The following is a 21794-nucleotide window of genomic DNA, read 5'->3' as shown; positions in this document are numbered from 1 at the left end:
ACATGAAAAAAATATATGGAAAAAGTATTTTAATTTTGATTGCCATTCTTGTGCTTTTTATCGGTTATAAGTTTAATGTGGTTGAAAAGGATGTTACAGATTATAAAATTTCTACTGAAATAGAAAATAGTATATTACAAGATGTTGACGAAAAAGTTGAAAATAATAGCATGAAAACGGTGTCAATTAAAGATGTGATCAGTAGCAATGATTGGGCGAAATTAGATGCGCCAGAACCATTTGGTGGTGATTGGAAAACCTTACAAGATCAAATAATCAGTTGGAGACTTAATTCGAGCAGACCAGGAAATACGATAAACGCTAAAGAATCAGAGTGGAAATGGTTTCGGAATTATAGTTATAAGAAGTTATATGTAGAAGACGGTTTTTTTGTAAGTGTTCACGGATTTGAAGAGAATGGGGGTGTTTTTTTCTATCCTAAGGGAGATAAAAACAAAAAATATCTTGTATACAATGGGAATATCATAGACTTTTTTGTCTTGAATGACGAATGTTACATGATTGAATCTCAATACGCAGCGGATCCAAGCAATGGCAAAATATTAAAACTAGTTAATCATCACTCAAAGTGGACTGCAGATGAAGTGTTAGAAATTGGATCAGATCCTTATTGTTTTGTTATCAAAGAAGAGTCTATTATGTATTTGGTAACATATGATAAATTATTAATACTTAGTAATAATAAAATTACTGAAGTGGCCGTAGAAAATGCATTCTGGCAAAATTTGTATCCGAACTCAATCGTATTTGAAGGTGATGTTCTCTATATTGGAATGCGCGGCTGCATTGCGCAAGTTGATTTAGAGAGTAAAGCAGTGTCAATGTGGAAACCCAAATAATAAAGGGTGTTATTAAATTTATTAATACATGTGAAGTCAAAGTGGTAACAGTATATGTTGCCACTTTATTTCATCTACACCTTTTTTCTGACTAATGTTAGAATTTCAATTTGTGGTTTTCTTCACAACTGAACTGAATATAACAAAATTAAACACAAATGTATATAAACAACACAACCGATTAAATATAGTTTTTTAGAAATAACAGTTAATTTGTTGTAAATATCAGAATTATCTGTATAATAAAAAATATGGACGATTTTATAAACAGATTGGAGGTAGTGAGTGGCAACTTGTTTTACGATACATAGAAAGATCACGTTTAGAAAATTAACGGTATTAGTACTTGCTGTATCATTGATTTGTCTAAGCTCAGGGTGTTCCAGTGAAAATAATACAGTGACGGAACGACCAATATCTGAAAAACAGTCTGTTCAAAATAAAATTGAAACAGTTTGTTTGGATGAATCAGCATATGTGTATTTTACAGATCGATATCAGGTGACATTTAATATAAATCAAATAAAAATTAATCCAAAGGCAAGACGCTTCGTCTATCTTGGATTGATGTCTTTTGATGAAATAGCACAAGTCATTCAAGGTTATCCCTCAGAACAAAAATATATTACACTTGAAGCTTTTAAGAATTCAAATTGGCGTGCAATTCAAAAGGATTTTGATTATCTAGGGAAAAATTCAATTGAGGTGTTAAAGAGTACGGATGATGATTGGTCACCTCGATTTGGTAAAAGGGGATATTTTTATTACAAAGATCCTATAACAAAAAAAATCATAGGATTTGGAAATCATGTTTGTCATCATCTAAGTGTACCCAATAGTTTGCTGTTTAATATGAATGATTCTACTATTCAGATTAGTGATTTGATAAAACAAATAAATTTGCCTTTTGAATGGAAGATTGAAACACGTGATACTGGATGGTTTTTTTGGGAAGCAGAAAAAGACTGGGATGTAGAAGAAACTTCATTTTACATTTTTGAACTAGACGATTTTTGGATAGGAGTAACTGCGGATCGAAAAGGAAATATTCATCCAGATGACTATACAGATATTATATTACCATATCGTCTTGGTCTTTAATCAGAGGATTAAACTAAAGATTTATATTGATAATAAGTAAGGTTTCTTAATTTAATGAGTAATATTCAGTCAAACCCATGGAATGTAAAATATTCTATGGGTTTGTATTTATCAACACCAGAAACCACCTCCTACACCTACGACTTAAGTGGCAACCTCACCACCCAAATACACACGGTAGGCACTCAGCAAACCACAAAAACCTACCAATACGACCACAAAAATCGCATGATCGCATTTAAAGACCCAGCAGGCAAAGTCTCAACCTACGCCTACTACCCAGACGGCCTCAGATCACAAAAGACCGTAAATGGCGCAACCACACAGTTTTACTATGCAGGCGCAGACATCATCGATGAAGCGGTTGGCGGTCAACTTTACGCAAGCAATATCCGCGGATTCGGACTCATCGGTCGCAGCTCAGGCAGCCATTACTACACATTTATAAGGGACGGACACGGCGACGTCAATAAAATCCTTGACGAAACAGGTGCCGAGGTCTCAAACTATCAGTATGACGCCTACGGCAATGAAATTAAAACCGGCGCACAAACCAACACTCTTTACAATCCATACCGATACTCAGGCGAGTACTATGATGAAGAATCAGGGCTTTATTATCTGAGAGCAAGGTATTATAGTCCGGAGATTGCGAGGTTTATTACTCAGGATACTTTTGCAGGGAATTTGCAGCAACCGTTATCGCTGAATTTGTATGCATATTGTAATGGAAATCCGCTCAGATATGTAGATCCTAGCGGGCATTGTCCAGAAATTTTGAAAAATATAGTTGATGGATTTTATAATGCAGGATCAAAAATATATGATGTGATGAAAATGTTTTTTAATAAAGCATCCGGTGTTGCTAGTAAGGGTACGAGTAAAACTGGAGCAACTACAGTTAGTGAGAATGGACTCAATTTTATAGCAAATCATGAAGTCAATATAAATACACTATTGTTGGATGATAAGGGTAAAATTTTGGGGGTAAAGACATCTATCAATAATACAACCATTGGTTATGGTTACGATTTGACACAAGACCCACTGAGCTTGGGTATTGGAACAGCCTCCACCATAAGTGCAAAATTCGCATTGGAGTTATTGACGGGGGTAGCAAACAATATGGCAACAAAAATTGTTGACTCACCACTAATAACAATTCAACTAAGTCAACAGCAGTTGGATGCTCTAGTAGCTCTACGATATAATGTCGGTTCATTGAATGTTATAGATAATTTGATAGACCATATAAACACTGGAGCTTCGTATGAGGTGATTAAGGCGGACATAGATGCTTACTATGATGAAATTGTTTCAAAAAACCCTGAGAACGCAAAATATCGTCAGGGATGGCAGAATAGAACTGATGAAATACTAAATCTATATTTTAATGGTGATTATGGTGTAATGCCTTTGAACGTAGTGGAAGGAGTTTATAAATGAGAAGTCACAAATATGCGCAACTAATTCTATTGGTCGTTGTGATAAGTATAATATTTTTATTCTGTGATGGTTGCTCAAGTAAAGAAAAAGTTGAAGAACCTTTATCTAATGAATCGGCAGAAACAACAAAGAATGATAACGAATTAAGTATGGTTTCTGATTCAAGGGATATTGTGGAGTCAAAAGTACAAGAAATATGCGTTTTGGATGATAACGATTTTAAAATAATTGATAATGGAACAAATATTGTTTTAGGAGGAAATTATGATGAATTAGAAACATTAGAAAAATTAGTAAGTGCTAGACTTTCTGCTGAAAATAATGTAAATGACATTTTTGTATATGATGATTTTAAAGTCGTAGTTAATCCACAGGGAATGATTGTGGGTATTGATTTGACTACATCAAAATTTGAAACAAAAAGAGGTATCAAAGTAAATGATTGTCTGTCAGATGTTTTAGTTAAGTATGGTGATTTTGATAATTCAAGTGCTAACGAGCTACGCGAGGTATATATATACTATAAGGATGATATGATTTTGACTTTTTACGCAGACACTGCTGGAATAATCGTAGGGATTAAATATGAATATATTTGATTCATAAGTTAAATGTTAACAAATCCCATAATGTAATCTAGAAGTAGTATGTATTTAGTAAACAAAAGAATGCTGTTTAAGAAAACTAACTCATGAGTATGGTGATTTGGAGAGTGTACTAAATTAGACAAATTCCGTATGAATTTATTTTATCTGCCTTAAACAAGAATAAAAAAATTACACAAAAATAATGAGGCTTACACAAATATAATTTTAGATGGATTGTGTAGAAATGGCTATACAGAAAACTTTTTTGAAGGGTTTCGTTTGAGAGTAAGAATCACCATCGAAACGATGAGTGAAAAAGACGGCGGTTTACTTGAACTGTATGAGTAGACGCCGTTTTTTAATGCCCCCCAATAAGAAAATGGACTGCTATCATTAGCAGGCGCAGACATCATCGATGAAGCGGTCGGCGGTCAACTATACGCAAGCAATATCCGTGGATTCGGACTCATCGGTCGCAGCTCAGGCGGACATTACTACACATTTATAAGGGACGGACACGGCGACGTCAATAAAATTCTTGACGAAACAGGTACCGAGGTCTCAAACTATCAGTATGACGCCTACGGCAATGAAATCAAAATCGGCGCACAAACCAACACCCTATACAATCCATACCGCTATTCAGGCGAGTACTTTGATGAAGAATCAGGGCTTTATTATCTGAGAGCAAGGTATTATAGTCCGGAGATTGCGAGGTTTATTACTCAGGATACGTATGCGGGGAGTTTACAACAGCCGTTATCGCTGAACTTGTATGCATATTGTAATGGGAATCCGCTCAGATATGTAGATCCGAGTGGGCATTGTCCTGAAGATTGGATGAATGCAATAAAAAGCGTAGGAAAAACTATGTATGAGTTAGGTGTAAAATTCTACAGAGAATGGAAGCTTGCAAGTATTCCTGTTTATGCGATTCCATTAACTGATAAAACACGATTGACTGATGAACAGCAAAAATCAAATGCAGAATATATTTATTATTATCTAATTGACAAAGGCTGGACGGTAGAAGCTATTTGTGGGTTACTTGGGAATATTCAACAAGAAAGTCAAATGAATCCCGGAGCATGGCAAGATCAAAATAATACTAATTTAGGGTATGGTCTTGTTCAATGGGATGATGCAAGTAAATTTCTCAATTGGGCAAACTTAACTGTTGATGAAACAAATGAAATGGCAGTAAATGATCCAAAACGACTTATGAATTTACAATTGGATTTTATTGTATGGAGCAGTAACTCTAAATTGAAATCTGAAAAGAAAGAATGGTTTCCTACATTGGGATACGGTTCTCCAGATGAAATGTCCTTTGAAAACTATATATTATCCAAAAAAGATGTAGGTGATTTAGCATTAATTTTTCATGCCTCTTATGAACGATCAAGTGACGATAACAATAGAAAGCAAAATAGAATTGATTACGCAAAACAATGGTATGAATATTTTAAATAATAATACTAATGTTAAAAACAAAAGGAGATTTACTTATGGTAAAAGTAAAAATGATTAGATGCCTAATCGTTTGTATAATTGTATGTTTTTGTGCTACAGGATGCAATCATATAGAACAAGATTTAGCTGCAAATTCAAGTGATGAAAATACTTTGGAAAATGTATCCGATAAAAATGATGAAAATGTAAGTGTTGATTATGAAAGTTACATTGGAAAAATTTGGGTTGTAGAAGAATGGACTGGGGGTAGGTATGACAATCCTTCGTTCTTTCTAACTAAAATTCAAAACGGTTATGTAGAAGGCTGGTATTCAATAGATTCAATAGCAAAACCTGATTTTTATTTCTATTCTTTTAAGACTTCAAAATATTTAAAGAAATTAGAAGGTACATTAAACAAAAATACAATTGAAGTACAATTTTCAGATCAGTCTGGAAACAATGGGGAGTTTGTTTTAGATCTTAGTAGTAATGAAAGAATAAAAATGAATTTAGTGGATAATAAAAAGGCAAAAATTACCGAAGAAAGCAATTTTAAAGAAGAAATGGAGTACAGACCTTTAAATCTAAACAATATTGAACATTTCTATAAAATTGAAGAATGTTCGTTATCAACAGAAATGGATAATTGGGGAAGAGTTTCATTGATTTCTGGAGAGATATGCACAGAAGATAAAATTCACCCAGTAGTTTATTTGGCAAACGAGGATGAAAATATTCTCTATGATTTTGATGCACCATTCAAAATAGGCACTCGAATTACAAAAACAGAAATTAAGGATGTTAATAAGGACGGACTTGATGATGTAATTATAAATACAATGTTTATTGAAGATAAAGAATTAGAACCAATAATATGGACGTTTATACAACGTAATGATGGTAAATTCTATGATAGTAGCTTAGAAGAAAATTAAACATAGACAAAATGACAATAGTATTTATGATTCGTTTATCAAACTTAATAAGTTGTGTATTAGAGAATGTTATCAAGATAAATTTTGTTAGAACAAATTAATACTGAACCATTATTGAAAGTGATGTTTTGAATAAACGTAGACGAGTACCTAAAATGCACGACGTTAATCCATTGAAGTGATTAGCGCCGTTTGCATATAAGAATTAGTTTTACAATATTCTATCTACGTCTAAAGTTCAAATTGGTTTGCTAAAAAAAGCACCACTTCGTATTGCGAAGTGGTGCTTTTTACTGCGATAAAGTTATTTTCATTATCCGGTCTCAGATCACAAAAGACCGTAAATAGCGCCACCACACAGTTTTACTATGCAGGCGCAGACACCATAGATGAAGCGGTCGGCGGTCAACTTTACGCAAGCAATATCCGCGGAATCGGACCCACCTACCGCAGCTCAGGTGGCCATTACTACACATTTATAAGGGACGGCCACGGCGACGTCAATAAAATCCTTGACGAAACAGGTGCCGAGGTCTCAAACTATCAGTATGACGCCGTTAGGGGTGAAATCAAAACCGGTGCACAAACCAACACCCTTTACAATCCATACCGCTACTCAGGCGAGTACTTTGATGAAGAATCAGGGCTTTATTATCTGAGAGCAAGGTACTATAGTCCGGAGATTGCGAGGTTTATTACTCAGGATACGTATGTAGGAAGTTTGAGAGAACCAGTGACGTTGAATCTTTATGCGTACTGTGGTGGAAATCCAATTAAATTTGTAGATCCTAGCGGACATACCTTAAAAATTGCATCAGACAATCCAGAAATTAGAAATACATTTGAGTGTCTTTTAGAAAAATTGACCGACTATGATCTGTTTGTTGATGAACAAGGATTTATTTCTATTATTGGTATTCCTGTTAAACAAGATAAACCAAATGGAAACAAATTAATAGAAGATTTGATAAATTGTTCTGCAGTTATTACTATTATGTATAAAAAAGGTAAATGTGGCTTTAAAGATAATAAAATTGAATTTGACCCTGATTACAATATAGATGTTTATGTTACTGATTCAAAAACGGGGACAAATTATTTACAAAAAACTGAATCGTTTATTAATTTAGGACATGAACTTGGTCATGCTTGGACATATAATTATGGAGACTTAAATATGAAAAGTGTAAATTATGTATTTAAAATAGGTGAGAAAAGTACGATTTTTTTTGATAAGTATACATTTAAGTATCCTGTGTTTAAGGTAGAGTTATTTCCATTTGAAGAGTATTATAATTTGGGATTATTACCTGATGAAAACGGAAATTATTTTCAGTTTTCAGAAAACAATTTAAGAAAAGAAAACTTTCTTAAACTAAGGGGTGCTTAAGGAAGTGCCAAGAACTGATACAAAATAAAGGAGGTTGTAAATGAAACAAATTAGGACAGTCATTTACTTTGTACTTATTATAGCATTTATGATGATATTGACAGCATGTTCGAGTAATTCGGATATAGATAAAGTTGATTCGTCATATGAGTCACCAGTAGAAACATTTTCTGTAAAATTTCCCAAAGAATTCAGCCTAGAAAATGATGAGTTTGAAGCGCAACTGGAAGGAAATTGGAAAGACTTATGGAAGTATGTGCGATATTTAGGAAAGAAAGTTCCAGAGTGCCTAAATCCAGAAAATCGAGACTTTTTTATATGGATTAACGACGAGTATGAGATATTGCAAGGACCGAGTGGGTATCTATATTTTTCGAGTGCAACAAAAAAGGATGGAATTTGTATAGCAAATGCTTGTAATATAAGTTCAATATTGCCATATGATGTTCCTAAGAACAGAGCAGCCATTGAAGATTATTTTGGATCAAATTATCGTGTGATAGAAAAATCTAATATTGGTGACTATGCCTTGCAATATGATTTCAAAGATTATTATGTGCAGTTTTACTTTACTGATCAGGATTTACTAAGTAGCGAATACGAGTGTATCATTCAAATGAACGAAAGTGAACCTATAGATATCAATAAATTAAATAAGTACAAACAATATGCTGACTATCAGATAGATCGAACTATTTTGAATGATTCGAAATGGGAATTGATAAAAAATGAATTAGAACACCTCGGTCAACCGGGGATTTTATATACGAGAACGGATCAAGACAACTGGATCATACAACCTAAAAAAGGTCAATTAAGTCGATTTTATTACAAAAATACAGCAACTCAGTATTTAGCTGAAATAGATGTAACTCACAGTTTGTGGAGCGTTTGTATACCTAATAAAGTGCTCCTTCAAATGAATGAAGATAATTTATCAATGGAACGTGTGACAACTTATTGGAATGTGCCATACGAATGGAGTTTGTACTATCCGTCGAGAGAGGACTTTCTTTGGCAGTCAGAACAAAATTTTGATACATTAGAAGAATGGAATCCGTTTGATTATTCTTTTTACGTTTTTTATTTTGATGGTTTCTGCGTGCGCATAACTGCTGATAAAAATGGAAATGTTCATGCAGAGGACTATTCTGAAATCAGAAGATATCCGGATATAGAGTTTTAAGAAGTGTACAACTATACTCAATTTACTACACACGCTCTTAATAAATTTTAACACAATAACTCCCATAATACCCATACAAAAAGCCGATTCCCCAGTAGGTTGGAATCGGCTTTTAATCTTACTTCACTAAATCAATTGACTTTTCATCTGTTTCATTTCAACTTAGGTATTCACCATTCCCCTTAAATCTTCTTCCTAGGCACATAGTGCGTATGGAGGAGTTGATGAGCGCGTTCGTTGTAAGGTTCACCGATGTATTCATCGTAGAGTTGTTTGATATATGGGTTGTCGTGGGATTTGCGGAGGACTTTGTTTTTGTCTTCAGCATAAATCGCCATTTGACGTTTTTTGATGATCTCGATATCACCGTGGTGATAAGGTTGACCACCGCCGCCGATACATCCGCCTGGACACGCCATAATCTCGATGGCATCAAACTGAGATTTGCCATCGCGAATATCTTCAAGAAGACGTCTTGCGTTGCCAAGGCCGTGAGCAATACCGATTCTCAAATTCATATCGCCAACTTGAACAGTCGCAGAACGAATGCCTTCAAGACCTCTGAGCTGTTGGAAGTCCACTTTTTCAAGCGTTTCACCAGTAATCCAGTCATACGCCGTACGAACAGCCGCCTCGATAACGCCGCCTGTTGTACCGAAGATAACAGATGCACCTGTACTGTGTCCGAGCAGTTGATCAAAATCAGACTCAGGGAGACCAGCAAAATTAATACCGGCTTCTTTTAACATAAGAGCAAGTTCCCTCGTCGTCAAAACAATGTCGACATTTTGTTGTTCGTCTTTTGTAAGCTCAGGACGAGCAGCTTCCGCTTTTTTAGCAAGACAAGGCATGATGGATACCACCACGATATCTTCAACTGGGATATTTGCCTTTTCGGCATAATAGCTCTTAATCATAGCACCGAGCATGATTTGAGGTGATTTACAAGTTGAAGGGATATCCAGCATATCTGGAAATTGGTGTTCAAAGAATTTAACCCAAGCTGGACAACAGCTTGTAAGCATTGGAAGTGTTCCCCCGTGCTGAATTCTGTGAATGAGTTCAGATGCTTCTTCCATAATCGTCAAGTCAGCACCAAAATCTGTATCAAAAATGCTGTTAAATTCCAGTGCTCTAAGTGCACTGACCAATTTACCAGTAGTAATGGTACCCGCAGCCATACCAAATTCTTCACCGATGGCCACCCGAACAGCTGGAGCGACTTGTACCACTACGTGTTTTTTAGGATCGGCTAAAGCATCCCATACTTTATCAGTGTTATTCACTTCAGTGAGAGCAGCCGTTGGGCAAACTGCAACGCATTGACCGCAGAACGTACAAGAAGTATCTGCCATGTCGAGATTAAAGGCAGGTCCTACAAATACATTGAATCCGCGATTAACAGCAGATAAGATACCACAAGTTTGAACGTCGTTACACATGGTTTCACATCGACGACACATCACGCATTTATTTGGATCTTTTACAAGTGCATAAGAGGAGGTATCTTTTTCATAATTCATCTTTTCACCTGAATAGCGAATTTCACGGATACCCAGATCCGAAGCGAGTGCTTGAAGCTCGCATTCTAAATTCTTTGGACAGAGCAAACAGTCAAATGGGTGATTGGAAAGTAAGAGTTCTACAGCAGTGCGGCGTGCAGAGATCGCGCGGATGGAGTCCGTACGAATCACCATGCCTTCAACACATGCTTCTGAACACGATGGTGCCAGTGCAGGTCGCCCTTCGACTTCCACAACACAGACACGACAAGATGCATTTTTATTGACGATGCCAAAATCTTTTAGATCCATATGGCACAGTGTTGGTATTTTCATGTTGACGAGTTTTGATGCTTCTAATATCGTCATGCCCTCTGGTACTTGTAAGGGCATGTCGTTAATGGTGATATTGACCATTTTCATATGAATACCCCCCTTATGGTTTGAGAATTGCTTGGAATTTACAAGCTGTATAGCATGCGCCACAAGCAATACATTTTTCTTCATCAATGACGTGTTTTTGTTTTGGTGCGCCAGCGATACAGTTCACTGGACAGACACGTGCACACGCAGTACAACCAATACATTTATCTTCGATTACTTTGTATTTAGCAAGCGCTTTACATGCACCAGCAGGACATTTTTTATCTTGAATATGAGCTAGGTATTCATCGTAAAAATATTCAATCGTACTCAATACAGGATTTGGAGCTGTTTGACCAAGGCCGCAAAGTGCACTTTCCTTGATGGATTTACCAAGTGTTTTGAGCTTCGTGATATCCTCCATTGTGCCTTCGCCTTTGGTAATCTTGTCGAGAATCTCAAACATGCGTTTTGTTCCAAGGCGACATGGTGTACATTTACCACAGGATTCATCTTGTGTAAATTCAAGGTAGAATTTTGCGATGTTCACCATACAGTCGTCTTCATCCATGACGATCATACCACCGGATCCCATCATGGAACCGATGTTCTTGAGACTTTCGTAGTCGATTGGTGTATCGAGATCGGCCACTGTGATGACGCCACCAGAAGGTCCACCTGTTTGCACGGCTTTAAACGCTTTGCCACCGATGATCCCACCGCCGATATCGTAGATAATCTCGCGTAAAGTGGTTCCCATTGGTACTTCCACGAGTCCGACGTTGTTCACTTTTCCAGCAAGGGCAAATACTTTTGTACCTTTTGATTTTTCAGTACCGATAGAACTGAACCAATCAGCGCCCTTAAGTAAGATTGGTGCAACGTTGGCAAATGTTTCCACGTTGTTTACAGAAGTTGGTTTTTTATTATAGCCTTCCACTGAAGGGAATGGTGGTTTTTTCGTCGGTTCGCCACGGTGCCCTTCCACAGAATGGATCAATGCAGTCTCTTCACCACAGACAAATGCGCCTGCGCCAAGTTTGATGCGAATATCAAATGAAAAATTCGATCCAAAGATATTTTCGCCGAGCAGGCCGTATTCTCTCGCTTGAGCAAGTGCGATTTCAAGACGTTTGATGGCAAGTGGATATTCTGCACGAATATACACGATACCTTCACTAGCGCCGATTGCATATCCTGCAATCGCCATCGCTTCTATAACAGAGTGAGGGTCGCCTTCTAGGATTGAACGGTCCATAAAAGCACCCGGGTCGCCTTCATCTGCATTACAAATGACGTATTTTTGATCGGAGACAGTTTTTCTCGTGAGTTCCCATTTGAGTCCTGTTGAGAAGCCGCCGCCGCCACGACCACGTAAACCACTGGCTTTCACGATTTCGATGACTTTTTCAGGCGTATAGTCAGTCAGTGCCTGACCAAGTGCTTCGTAACCGCTAAAAGCGATGTATTCGTTGATGTCCTCAGGGTTGATAAGTCCACAGTTTCTGAGGGCAATCCGGTATTGTTTCTTATAAAAACTCATTTGATCGTGTTTGCTTAAACTGATCTGAGTTTCAGGTTCTTTATAAAGCAATCGCTCAACACGCCTTCCTTTGATGATGTGTTCAGAGACGATTTCACTGACGTCTGCTACTTTGACTTGGACATAAAAAACATTATCCGGATGAATTTTCACGATAGGTCCTTGACCGCAAAAGCCAAAGCATCCCGTCTTAATCACAGCCACTTCGTCTGAGTAACCCGCTGCTTCGATGTCTTTTTTAAATTGGTCAACGATTTCTAAGCTTTCAGATGAAACACATCCTGTACCACCGCAGACCATAATATGCGTTCTTTGTGTCGCCATATTTAGCCTCCTTATAATGCGCTGTGATAGGTTTTGATAAGCACATGATCGTCGAGGATTTCGCCTTTTTCAATGTGCTTTTCAATGATATCGGTGACAAATGCTTTGTTGACATTTCCATATATTGTAGGTTCATGACCTGGCATGTTGACTTGAACCGTTGGTTCGCTGTGACAGTAACCCATACACCCAACTTGTACGACTTTGATAGCGTCGAGTTGTCTGTCGCTAATCTGTTTCACAAATTCGTTGAGAACGTCACGACTACCAGCTGCGATGCCACATGTGGCCATACCAATTAAAATTTCGATGGTTTGATCGTCAGATTCACCGGATTCACGGAGTTTCACTTTTTTAATTTGGTCTTCGCGTATTTTCTTGAGTTCTTCAAGTGTTTTAACAGCCATTATGATTCACTCCCTTCCTGTGATTTGAAATCGTTGATAATTTTTTGAACATCTTCTGGTTTAACGTGTCCAAAGACTTTTTCATTGACCATTACGACTGGTGCGAGCCCGCATGCGCCAATGCATCTGACATCTTTGAGTGTGAAGAGTCCATCGCCTGTACTTTCTCCAGGTTTAACGCCAAGTTGATCGGAAAATTCGTGCATAACCTTTTCAGAACCTTTAACAAAGCAAGCAGTACCCATGCAAATGTTAATTGTGTACTTCCCTCTTTTAGTCTGTGAAAAGTACGAATAGAAGCTCACAACACCATATACTTTTGCAGCGGGAATATTGAGTTTCCGCGCAATATAGAGTTGTAGTTCACTTGGTAAATAACCAAATATCTCTTGCGCTTTGTGTAAAATCGCAATCAGAGATTCTTCTTCGTGATGATGAAGTTCAATGAATTGATCGAGCGCAATGACTTTTTCATCAGCTGGGTCAAGATTTAAAATATCTGACATAGTGACCATCCTTTCATTTTATTATTGGCCCATAATAATCCTGTATTTTTATACAGACGCCAATCTATATATACCTAATTTAGATGCGTTGACTCAGAAATTTTTATTAAAAAGGCATTAATTTTTGGAACAGATGGGCATTTCACACATCTCTATTTTTAAGAGATTCTAGCGACTAGGAAGGTCTGTAATGACTGTTTATGCACACTCAGTGTCTGGATTGTGATGCACTCGTTTGAGGGCTTATGAGTTGTTATGAAAATGTCTTAATCTCCTGCTTGATTTTTATTTAAAAAGGATTACACTATATTTAGTCCAGTGCAAATGGATGTTCACCCCAAAGTCTTAGATTCACTAAACTTTGGGGGTTACTTATTTACAGAATTTTACGTTGTAGAGCAATTTTTGATGAGACAAGGAGATGGCAATTATGTCATTTGTGAGAAGTGGTCCGAGAATTCTAATCGTCGAGACCAAAGATGAGAGTTTATTTAGAAGTTTTTTATGTACGCATTTTTCAAAAGTGGACATTGGAGAAAAAATTAAGACGTTTGAAGACATCATATCTTTGATGAGTCATCATCAGACGTTAATCTATATATCTGAAAATGCCAAAGAACCTATTCATGATTTTAAAGTGGAAAAATGTATTATTCTTGAGGACAGTGCACAATCGTTCCTCATGAAAGCGCTGAACTGTAGTGCTTCTAATGTGATTTCGTATGTGCGCCGTGCACCGAGAATTATCATTATGAAAGTTATTGGCAATATTGAAAAAACGGTTGAAGAAATTGCAGATGATTTTAAAGCGACTGTTGAACCAACGAGAACGGTGTTAAATAGCTACAGCGAGGGAACGGTGATTCTCTTCACGAAAGGCAACTTAAATAAAAAACTCGAGTTTCATGATTTATATGAAAAATCAGTGTATACGCAAGAGCATTTTTCAGACACAATTAACATGCTCGATCATCATTCGCTCAAATACATCAACCGCAGTGGTACAACCAATGACTGGTGTAATCTAACCATTAATATTCGAGATAAGTATGAAGAATATAAGTCCCATTATAACCGCTTGATCTATGTACTGGACTGCTTAGGTGCAGGGATGATTTTAAAAGAGGGTTGGAGTGAAGATACGGGATTGTTTTTCTCGTCAAATGCAGGCTATAAAGTCGTATTATACACGTATTTGAGTGCAGTCGAGATCAAAAAAGTGCTCATAGCTCTAGAATATATGGAAAATCACGAGAGAATTGTGGATTTTGATTTATTCGATAAAAAGAAAAAAGTGCATTGGGACGAAATTAAGATCAAAGGCATCAATCAAAGAGAAGATTTAAGTGCGCATTATCGTCAAATTCTCTATCGCAGTTTAGAGCCAGATGATATTGAGTATTTGAGATCACAAGAAGATTATATATTTGCATCAAGATAAGTGCCAAACAGAGTAGCGAATGATTTCTAATTGAGAAGAAGTCTTGCTACTCTTTTCTTTTATGTTAAGATAGTAGTAAGATGAATTATTTCGAGTGCAGTAAGATAATATTGAGAGAATGGTAAATGTGTTTATACACGAGTTAGGAGAAAGCCTATGGCGCATTTAGAACCGGTGACGTATCGATTGGATGTTCGTTACGAAGGGACGAGATATAAAGGATGGCAAAAACTCAAGCAGTCGGATATGACGATTCAAGGGAAAATTGAAAAGGTATTATCACAGCTTTTAGAGGAACCCATAGAAATACAGGGATCAGGCAGAACAGATGCGGGTGTGCATGCCATGAATCAAGTGGCAAGTTTTTCTACAGCAAAAAAAGTGAGAGTGGAGGATCTTAAAAATCAAATGAATCAGTATTTACCTGATGATATTGTGATTTTAAAGGTAGAGGTCGTACCAAGTGGCTTTCACGCGAGATTTCATGCGACGAGAAAACACTATGCCTATCGTCTATGGACGGATGCGACGCCGCCTGTGTTTGAGCGCCATGTAGTGGGCATTCATAGCGGAGAAAGTTTAGATGTCGCGCAGATGAAAAAAGGGGTATTAAAACTTTTAGGAAAGCACGATTTTAAAGGCTTTTCATCGGATAAGACGAAAAAATCCACCGTTCGTACGATTGAGCGTATTGATATCACGAAAAAAGAACGAGAAATTGTGTTTGATTTTTACGGAGATGGATTTTTATATAACATGATTCGCATTTTGGTTGGAACATTAGTAGAAATTGGCATGCATAAAAGAAGCGTCGATAGCATTGATGAAATATTTATAACTGGAAGGCGTGAACTTGCAGGGGAAACGGCACAGCCACAAGGGTTGATGTTGATGGAAGTTTTTTATGAGTCGATAGCGGATAGAAAATAGAAAATAGAAGCAAGTAGCGTAATAAATAAGCGGATTTGCAGTCTGATGAGCGGTCTGAAAAATAGACTGACATATAGGATGATGAACTTAGGAGGAAAATGTGAAAACACTGTACTATGAATGTTTCGCAGGCATTAGCGGCGATATGAATTTAGGTGCCATGCTGGATCTTGGCGTTTCTGCCGATTATTTACGCAGCGAACTCTCTAAATTAAACCTCGATCATGAATTTGAGTTGAAGATAGAAAAAGGACAAAAACACGGCATTACAGGGACTTCTGTGATGGTGATGGATCTCAATCATGAACATTTACATGACCATAAGCATGAGCATTCACACGATCCTCATTTTCATGAGGATGAACCGATACAGGCGCATCCCCATGACCATTCGCATCCCCACGACCATGCACATGACCATTCACATGACCATGCACATGACCAGGCACACAACGGTCACGACCACATGCCTCATGTCCACGGTAGAACCTATGGAGATATTCAAAAGCTCATTCAAAACAGTTCGTTAAGCGATGCCATTAAGAGCCTGAGCTTAAAAATTTTTGATTTAATCGCACATGCAGAGGCGAAAATTCACGGAAAGTCTGTTGAAGAGGTGCATTTTCATGAAGTTGGTGCCATTGATTCCATCGTGGATGTCGTAGGCGCTGCAATTTGCTACGATCATTTAGGAATTACTCAAGTGATCACTTCGCGCGTGGAAGTGGGCGGTGGATTTGTAAGATGTGCACATGGACTGATGCCAGTGCCTGCCCCTGCGACGATGGAGATTTTAAAAGGGGTGCCTATTCAAAATCGTGTCGAGCGTTTTGAGATGACGACTCCCACAGGTGCAGCAATTTTAAAGGCATTGACCCATAAATTTACAGATGAAAAACAGTTTATTACAAAAGAAATCGGATATGGACTAGGGAAACATGATTTAGACATTCCAAATCTTCTTCGGGTGATGATTGTAGAACCGATAAGTGAGGGGGAGCAGCCGAGAACGTCTCAACTTGAAGGTCAAACACTACTTGAAACCAATATTGACGATATGAGTTCTGAGTGGCTTGTTTATGCGGAAGAAAAACTTCTTGAAGCTGGGGCACTTGATGTGTTTAAAACGCCCATCATTATGAAAAAAGGTCGCCCTGCGATTAAGTTAAGTATATTGGCGCGTAATCGAGATATTGAGAAACTTCAGGAAATTGTATTTTCCCAGACGACTTCCATAGGCATGCGCATGATTGCAGTGGATAAGGTGAAAATTGAACGCAAATATGAGACGATATCAACTGAGTTTGGGCCGATTTCATTGAAAAAGGCGTATTATAATGGAAAACTCGTCAATGTAAAACCTGAATATGAAGTGATAAAGCGCATTGCCAGTGAAACGGGATTGTCGATCAAAGACATCTATAAGCGCATTCAGCGTGAATTTTAGTTTGGATATATAGATGCGTAGATTCAAGAAAAGAGTCTCAGATTTGAAATAGATTTGACTTTTACTCGGATCGATTTAGCGATAGATAAAGGAGACAAAACACGTGAATCCAATATTCAGTTTAAGACAAAGTTCAGATAAATTTGATCGACTTTGTGTATGTATAGAAGCGATTGAGACGATAGCAGTGGCGTTTTCTGGTGGTGTGGACAGTGCATTTTTGCTTTATGTTGCATCTCAGTTAAAAGGCGATCAAGTGGTGGCGATTACCATGAAATCCCCTTATATCGCCAATTGGGAAGTTGAAGAAGCAGATGCATTTACGCAGTCGTACGGAATTTTACATCATCACATCACTGCGGGGATACCCGATGCCGTTAAGACAAATCCAGTTGACCGGTGTTATCTGTGCAAGACGGTGATCTTTTCCACGATTCAAGAAACGGCTAAAAAACTGGGATATCAGACCGTGGTGGATGGTTCCAACGCAGATGATACCAAAGATTATCGACCGGGCATGCGTGCACTCAGAGAATTAAATGTACAAAGTCCGCTTTTAGAAAGTGGCGTGACAAAAGCTGAGATTAGAGAGTGGTCCAAAGTTCTCGGACTACCGACTTGGGACAAGCCAGCGTATGCGTGTTTGTTGACGAGACTTCCTTATGATGTTCCCATTGTCATGGAGGATCTGCGGATGATTGAAAAAGCAGAATCGTATTTAATCCAAAGTGGCATACGCGCTGTGCGTGTGAGAAAACAGGGGAATTTAGCGAGAATTGAAGTGACAGATGCCTATATGAGTACTTTCTTCGATGTAGAGAAGATGCATTTGATTGCTGAAGTCCTTAAAGGGTTTGGATTTGAGCAAGTGACACTAGATTTATCCGGCTATCAAATGGGCAGTTTTAATAAAGGGGTGATTGTCGATGAAAACGGAAGCAATTAAGCAATTATTATCCGATGTTGCAAGTGGTAAAACTCAAGTGGAGGATGCGTCTAAAATTCTAGAGACGATGCCGTTTAGCGAGCTTGGTTATGCCATGATCGACCATCATCGCGCGCATCGAACAGGCCATCCTGAGGTGATTTATTGCGAGGGAAAAACAGTTGAACAAGTGGTGGGGATTGCAAAGCACATGGTGGAAAAAGGATCTGACGTCCTTGCGACACGTGCGAATGAAGCGATGTTTCAAGCAGTCAAAACAGAGATACCGCATGCTGAGTTTAACTTAGCGGGACGTGTTATCACCATTCGAGAACAGCCTAAAGTACTGTCTGACGAGTATGTTGCCATTGTTGCAGCCGGAACCTCGGACTTACCTGTGGTAGAAGAAGCGTATGAAACGATTCAAGCGTTAGGATTTCGTGCTGAAAAGATCGTAGATGTGGGCGTTGCGGGGATTCACAGATTGTTTGCGCGTTTAGAGGTGATTCGAGGCGCTAAAGTGGTGATTGTCGTGGCGGGGATGGAAGGTGCATTGGCAAGTGTCGTAGGTGGACTTGTTGAAAAACCCATCATTGGCGTACCAACCAGTGTTGGATATGGCACGAGTTTTGGCGGTGTGAGTGCCCTTTTGACGATGCTCAATAGTTGCGCGTCGGGGATCACTGTAGTGAATATAGACAATGGATTTGGAGCGGCATTTGCAGCCGCCCAAATCATGAGACTTTAAATTTAGAAATAAAAGTGCTGAGTCTGATTTAAATTAGTCTGATTAAACGTTACTTTTAATCAAGCGTTATTTAAGTTGATTAGCAAGTTCAAGGAGCATGAGCTCTTTGCTATCCGTTACAGGTGGCAAGGTGATTCCATGCTCTTTTTTTACGCCGTTGTCATCGACGCAAACAAATGTGATGAAGCCATCTGCAGAAACAATTTCATCGTTGACACCAGTGACACATCCGTAAACGGTGATGCTACTTTTTCCTACTTTTACAACATGCGTATTGAGCTGGATAATTTGTCCTTTTTTAGCGGGTTTTGAAAACTTCATACCGTGTAATTTAAGACATACAATCTCTTCAGGATTGCCGTGAAGCGATGCAGCTGCGATGAAACAGCCTTCTACAAACCATTCTGCCATTCTCCCAGCAAACAGCGTCCCGTGGTGGTTCAAATCTTCTGATTTTACCAATCGACTCATTGAAAATTCTTTTTTCATCATGTGACTCACTCCCATAAGTTAATTTCATTGATTCACAGTTTCCATACTCCCAATATTGAAACTGTAGCATCAATTTACCATATCTATAGTCATTCGTCACTATCATCTTAAATAATATTATTTAATCGAAAATACGCGTAAAAAAATTAAGTCAAACAGACTTATTTTGGAATTATATAAAATGTCAAGTGAGTGTCAAAGTCGCTATGAAAGGAGAAAATCTATTAAAAAAATCAGTTGCGTGTGAAATGTAACGTATGTTACCGAATGAATGATTCAAATACTCTATGATAGGTTTATCAACACAATCAAACAGTCAAAAATAAAAATGATGATAAAAAAGGAGAGAAAATTATGAGTATGTTTTGTTTTCAATGTCAAGAAGCCGCTGGTGGCAAAGGATGTAGTCGAGTAGGCGTATGTGGTAAAACAGACAACGTCGCAAATTTACAAGATTTATTGATCTACACCCTCAAAGGCGTATCAGAGTTTAATCAACAAGCAAGAAAAGCAAATTTAAACACAGCAAAAGCAGATTACGTATTACTCGATGGCTTATTCGCAACAATTACCAATGCGAACTTCGACAAAAACGCCATTGCAAGTAAAATTGAAAATGCCCTCTTAGTGAGAGAAGAAATCAAATCGACATTAAAAGAAAATGGCGTTTTAGAAAATAAGGCATATCATGCATCTGCGACTTGGTTTGCACCAAAAGCAGAATTCGAAGCGAAATCGCAAGAAGCACAAGTAGGTGTTCTTGCAACTGAAAATGAAGATGTGAGAAGTTTGAGAGAACTCATCGTTTACGGATTAAAAGGAATGGCAGCGTATGCTGAGCACGCAGCGAACTTAGGCTTTAAAGATGAAACCATTTACACATTTATTGAAAAAGCGTTATTAGCGACTCTGGATGATTCGCTTTCTGCGGACGATCTAGTAGCGTTAACACTTGAAACTGGTAAATATGGTGTTAATGTTATGGCACTTCTCGATCAAGCTAATACAAGCACTTACGGAAATCCAGAAATCACTGAAGTAAACATCGGCGTTAGAAATAATCCGGCAATCCTCATCAGCGGTCACGATTTAAAAGATATGGAAGAATTATTGGCTCAAACTGAAGGAACAGGCGTTGATGTGTACACACACAGCGAAATGTTGCCAGCTCACTATTACCCAGCGTTTAAAAAATACACGCATTTTGCAGGGAACTACGGAAATGCTTGGTGGAAACAAAAAGAAGAATTTGAGTCATTCAATGGTCCAATCATCTTCACGACGAACTGTATCGTTCCACCGGCAGAAAGCTATAAAGATCGCGTTTATACAACAGGTTCTTCAGGTTTTGAAGGTTTTAAACACTTGCCAAACAGAGTCGATGGAAAAGCAAAAGATTTCAGCGAAGTAATTGCACATGCAAAACGTTTGCCATCCCCAACTGAGATCGAAACTGGTAAAATCATCGGTGGTTTTGCTCACAATCAAGTATTGGCACTTGCTGACAAAGTAGTCGATGCAGTGAAAACAGGCGCAATCAAACAATTCTTTGTTATGGCGGGTTGCGATGGTCGTATGAAATCAAGAGATTACTATACAGAGTTTGCAGAAACACTTCCAAAAGATACTGTGATATTGACAGCGGGTTGTGCAAAATATCGTTATAACAAATTGAACCTCGGCGATATCGGTGGTATCCCAAGAGTGCTTGATGCAGGTCAATGTAATGATTCTTATTCACTTGCAGTAATTGCTCTTAAGTTAAAAGAAGTATTTGAGCTCAATGATATCAATGAACTTCCAATTTCTTATAATATCGCATGGTATGAGCAAAAAGCTGTGATCGTGTTACTTGCATTGTTGTTCTTAGGCGTAAAAAACATTAAACTTGGACCAACATTACCAGCATTCTTATCGCCAAATGTTGCAAATGTACTCGTAAACACATTTGGAATCAACGGCATCACAACTGTACAACAAGACATCGTTCAATTTTTAGGTTAATAAATTTTCCTATAGCTCGATATAACTTCCTTTGAAAATGATAAACGAGTTGGCTTCTGATCTAACATATGGTTAGATGGAGGTCAACTCGTTTTATTTTAGCGCAAGTTCAATATTTTGAAGCAACTTCTAATCTATATGAGTTTCCAATTGTAGATGAATTTCTAATTTTATATGAATTTTTTTGTTCTGCAGCATTTGA

The 21794-nt window shown here is 37.8% G+C and carries 19 protein-coding genes and 1 pseudogene; 15 read left to right on the top strand and 5 right to left on the bottom strand.

What is annotated here, in order from left to right; genetic code table 11:
- The first annotated feature begins 2 nt into the window (after window positions 1-2).
- The 9 genes and pseudogenes from ACZ41W_RS09345 (at window position 3) to ACZ41W_RS09305 (ending at window position 8960) form a co-directional block, all read left to right on the top strand.
- The gene (locus tag ACZ41W_RS09345; protein WP_464311709.1) at window positions 3-860 is read left to right on the top strand and encodes a hypothetical protein; all 858 of its coding nucleotides are present in this window, start codon (window positions 3-5) and stop codon (window positions 858-860) included.
- Between the two features lie 285 nt (window positions 861-1145).
- Window positions 1146-1961: a hypothetical protein gene (locus tag ACZ41W_RS09340; protein ID WP_464311708.1), complete on the top strand. Its 816-nt coding sequence runs from the start codon at window positions 1146-1148 to the stop codon at window positions 1959-1961.
- Between the two features lie 54 nt (window positions 1962-2015).
- Entirely contained in the window at window positions 2016-3407 is a 1392-nt protein-coding gene (locus tag ACZ41W_RS09335) for an RHS repeat-associated core domain-containing protein (RefSeq protein ID WP_464311707.1), read from the top strand.
- Window positions 3404-4006: a hypothetical protein gene (locus ACZ41W_RS09330; RefSeq protein ID WP_464311706.1), complete on the top strand. Its 603-nt coding sequence runs from the start codon at window positions 3404-3406 to the stop codon at window positions 4004-4006. Before ACZ41W_RS09335 ends, ACZ41W_RS09330 begins: the two co-directional genes overlap by 4 nt.
- Window positions 4007-4378: 372 nt before the next feature.
- Window positions 4379-4759, top strand: a pseudogene (locus ACZ41W_RS09325) (RHS repeat-associated core domain-containing protein); the annotation flags it as partial.
- 75 nt (window positions 4760-4834) lie between these two features.
- The gene (locus tag ACZ41W_RS09320) at window positions 4835-5467 is read left to right on the top strand and encodes a phage tail tip lysozyme (protein WP_464311705.1); all 633 of its coding nucleotides are present in this window, start codon (window positions 4835-4837) and stop codon (window positions 5465-5467) included.
- Window positions 5468-5502: 35 nt separating this feature from the next.
- Complete coding sequence (locus ACZ41W_RS09315; protein WP_464311704.1) at window positions 5503-6384, top strand: hypothetical protein; 882 nt, start codon at window positions 5503-5505, stop codon at window positions 6382-6384.
- Between the two features lie 283 nt (window positions 6385-6667).
- On the top strand, window positions 6668-7774 hold the full coding sequence (locus ACZ41W_RS09310; protein ID WP_464311703.1) for an RHS repeat-associated core domain-containing protein: 1107 nt from the start codon (window positions 6668-6670) through the stop codon (window positions 7772-7774).
- Window positions 7775-7814: 40 nt separating this feature from the next.
- Complete coding sequence (locus ACZ41W_RS09305; RefSeq protein ID WP_464311702.1) at window positions 7815-8960, top strand: hypothetical protein; 1146 nt, start codon at window positions 7815-7817, stop codon at window positions 8958-8960.
- 182 nt (window positions 8961-9142) lie between these two features.
- Here ACZ41W_RS09305 and ACZ41W_RS09300 read toward each other — a convergent pair whose 3' ends face one another.
- The 4 genes from ACZ41W_RS09300 to ACZ41W_RS09285 are packed head-to-tail and all read right to left on the bottom strand — an operon-like array spanning window position 9143 to window position 13605.
- Complete coding sequence (locus ACZ41W_RS09300; protein WP_464311701.1) at window positions 9143-10885, bottom strand: NADH-dependent [FeFe] hydrogenase, group A6; 1743 nt, start codon at window positions 10883-10885, stop codon at window positions 9143-9145.
- Between the two features lie 13 nt (window positions 10886-10898).
- A complete protein-coding gene (locus ACZ41W_RS09295) occupies window positions 10899-12692 on the bottom strand; it encodes an NADH-ubiquinone oxidoreductase-F iron-sulfur binding region domain-containing protein (RefSeq protein WP_464311700.1) in 1794 nt (597 codons plus the stop codon).
- Window positions 12693-12703: 11 nt separating this feature from the next.
- Window positions 12704-13099 (bottom strand): (2Fe-2S) ferredoxin domain-containing protein, encoded by a 396-nt coding sequence (locus tag ACZ41W_RS09290; RefSeq protein ID WP_464311699.1) that lies wholly within the window; start codon window positions 13097-13099, stop codon window positions 12704-12706.
- A complete protein-coding gene (locus ACZ41W_RS09285; RefSeq protein WP_464311698.1) occupies window positions 13099-13605 on the bottom strand; it encodes an NADH-quinone oxidoreductase subunit NuoE family protein in 507 nt (168 codons plus the stop codon). The genes ACZ41W_RS09290 and ACZ41W_RS09285 overlap by 1 nt, the downstream gene beginning before the upstream one ends.
- Before the next feature lie 430 nt (window positions 13606-14035).
- Here ACZ41W_RS09285 and ACZ41W_RS09280 point away from each other — a divergent pair, with 430 nt between their 5' ends.
- The 5 genes from ACZ41W_RS09280 (at window position 14036) to larB (ending at window position 19096) form a co-directional block, all read left to right on the top strand.
- Window positions 14036-15046, top strand: coding sequence for a hypothetical protein (locus ACZ41W_RS09280; protein ID WP_464311697.1), 1011 nt, complete (start codon window positions 14036-14038; stop codon window positions 15044-15046).
- A gap of 156 nt (window positions 15047-15202) precedes the next feature.
- On the top strand, window positions 15203-15976 hold the full coding sequence (truA, locus tag ACZ41W_RS09275) for a tRNA pseudouridine(38-40) synthase TruA (RefSeq protein WP_464311696.1): 774 nt from the start codon (window positions 15203-15205) through the stop codon (window positions 15974-15976).
- A gap of 100 nt (window positions 15977-16076) precedes the next feature.
- Window positions 16077-17423, top strand: a complete 1347-nt coding sequence (gene larC / locus ACZ41W_RS09270; protein ID WP_464311695.1) for a nickel pincer cofactor biosynthesis protein LarC — start codon at window positions 16077-16079, stop codon at window positions 17421-17423.
- 103 nt (window positions 17424-17526) lie between these two features.
- A complete protein-coding gene (gene larE, locus ACZ41W_RS09265) occupies window positions 17527-18369 on the top strand; it encodes an ATP-dependent sacrificial sulfur transferase LarE (protein WP_464311694.1) in 843 nt (280 codons plus the stop codon).
- The gene (gene larB, locus ACZ41W_RS09260; protein ID WP_464311693.1) at window positions 18350-19096 is read left to right on the top strand and encodes a nickel pincer cofactor biosynthesis protein LarB; all 747 of its coding nucleotides are present in this window, start codon (window positions 18350-18352) and stop codon (window positions 19094-19096) included. Before larE ends, larB begins: the two co-directional genes overlap by 20 nt.
- A gap of 66 nt (window positions 19097-19162) precedes the next feature.
- Here larB and ACZ41W_RS09255 read toward each other — a convergent pair whose 3' ends face one another.
- The gene (locus ACZ41W_RS09255) at window positions 19163-19588 is read right to left on the bottom strand and encodes an acyl-CoA thioesterase (protein WP_464311692.1); all 426 of its coding nucleotides are present in this window, start codon (window positions 19586-19588) and stop codon (window positions 19163-19165) included.
- Between the two features lie 354 nt (window positions 19589-19942).
- On the opposite strand from ACZ41W_RS09255, the gene hcp reads away from it, so the two are divergent.
- Complete coding sequence (gene hcp / locus ACZ41W_RS09250) at window positions 19943-21592, top strand: hydroxylamine reductase (protein ID WP_464311691.1); 1650 nt, start codon at window positions 19943-19945, stop codon at window positions 21590-21592.
- Window positions 21593-21794 lie beyond the last annotated feature (202 nt).

The sequence above is a fragment of the Fusibacter fontis genome (assembly GCF_055378735.1).
The sequence above is the reverse complement of the archived record's forward strand: the minus strand, read 5'-3'. Positions and strand labels throughout refer to the sequence as shown.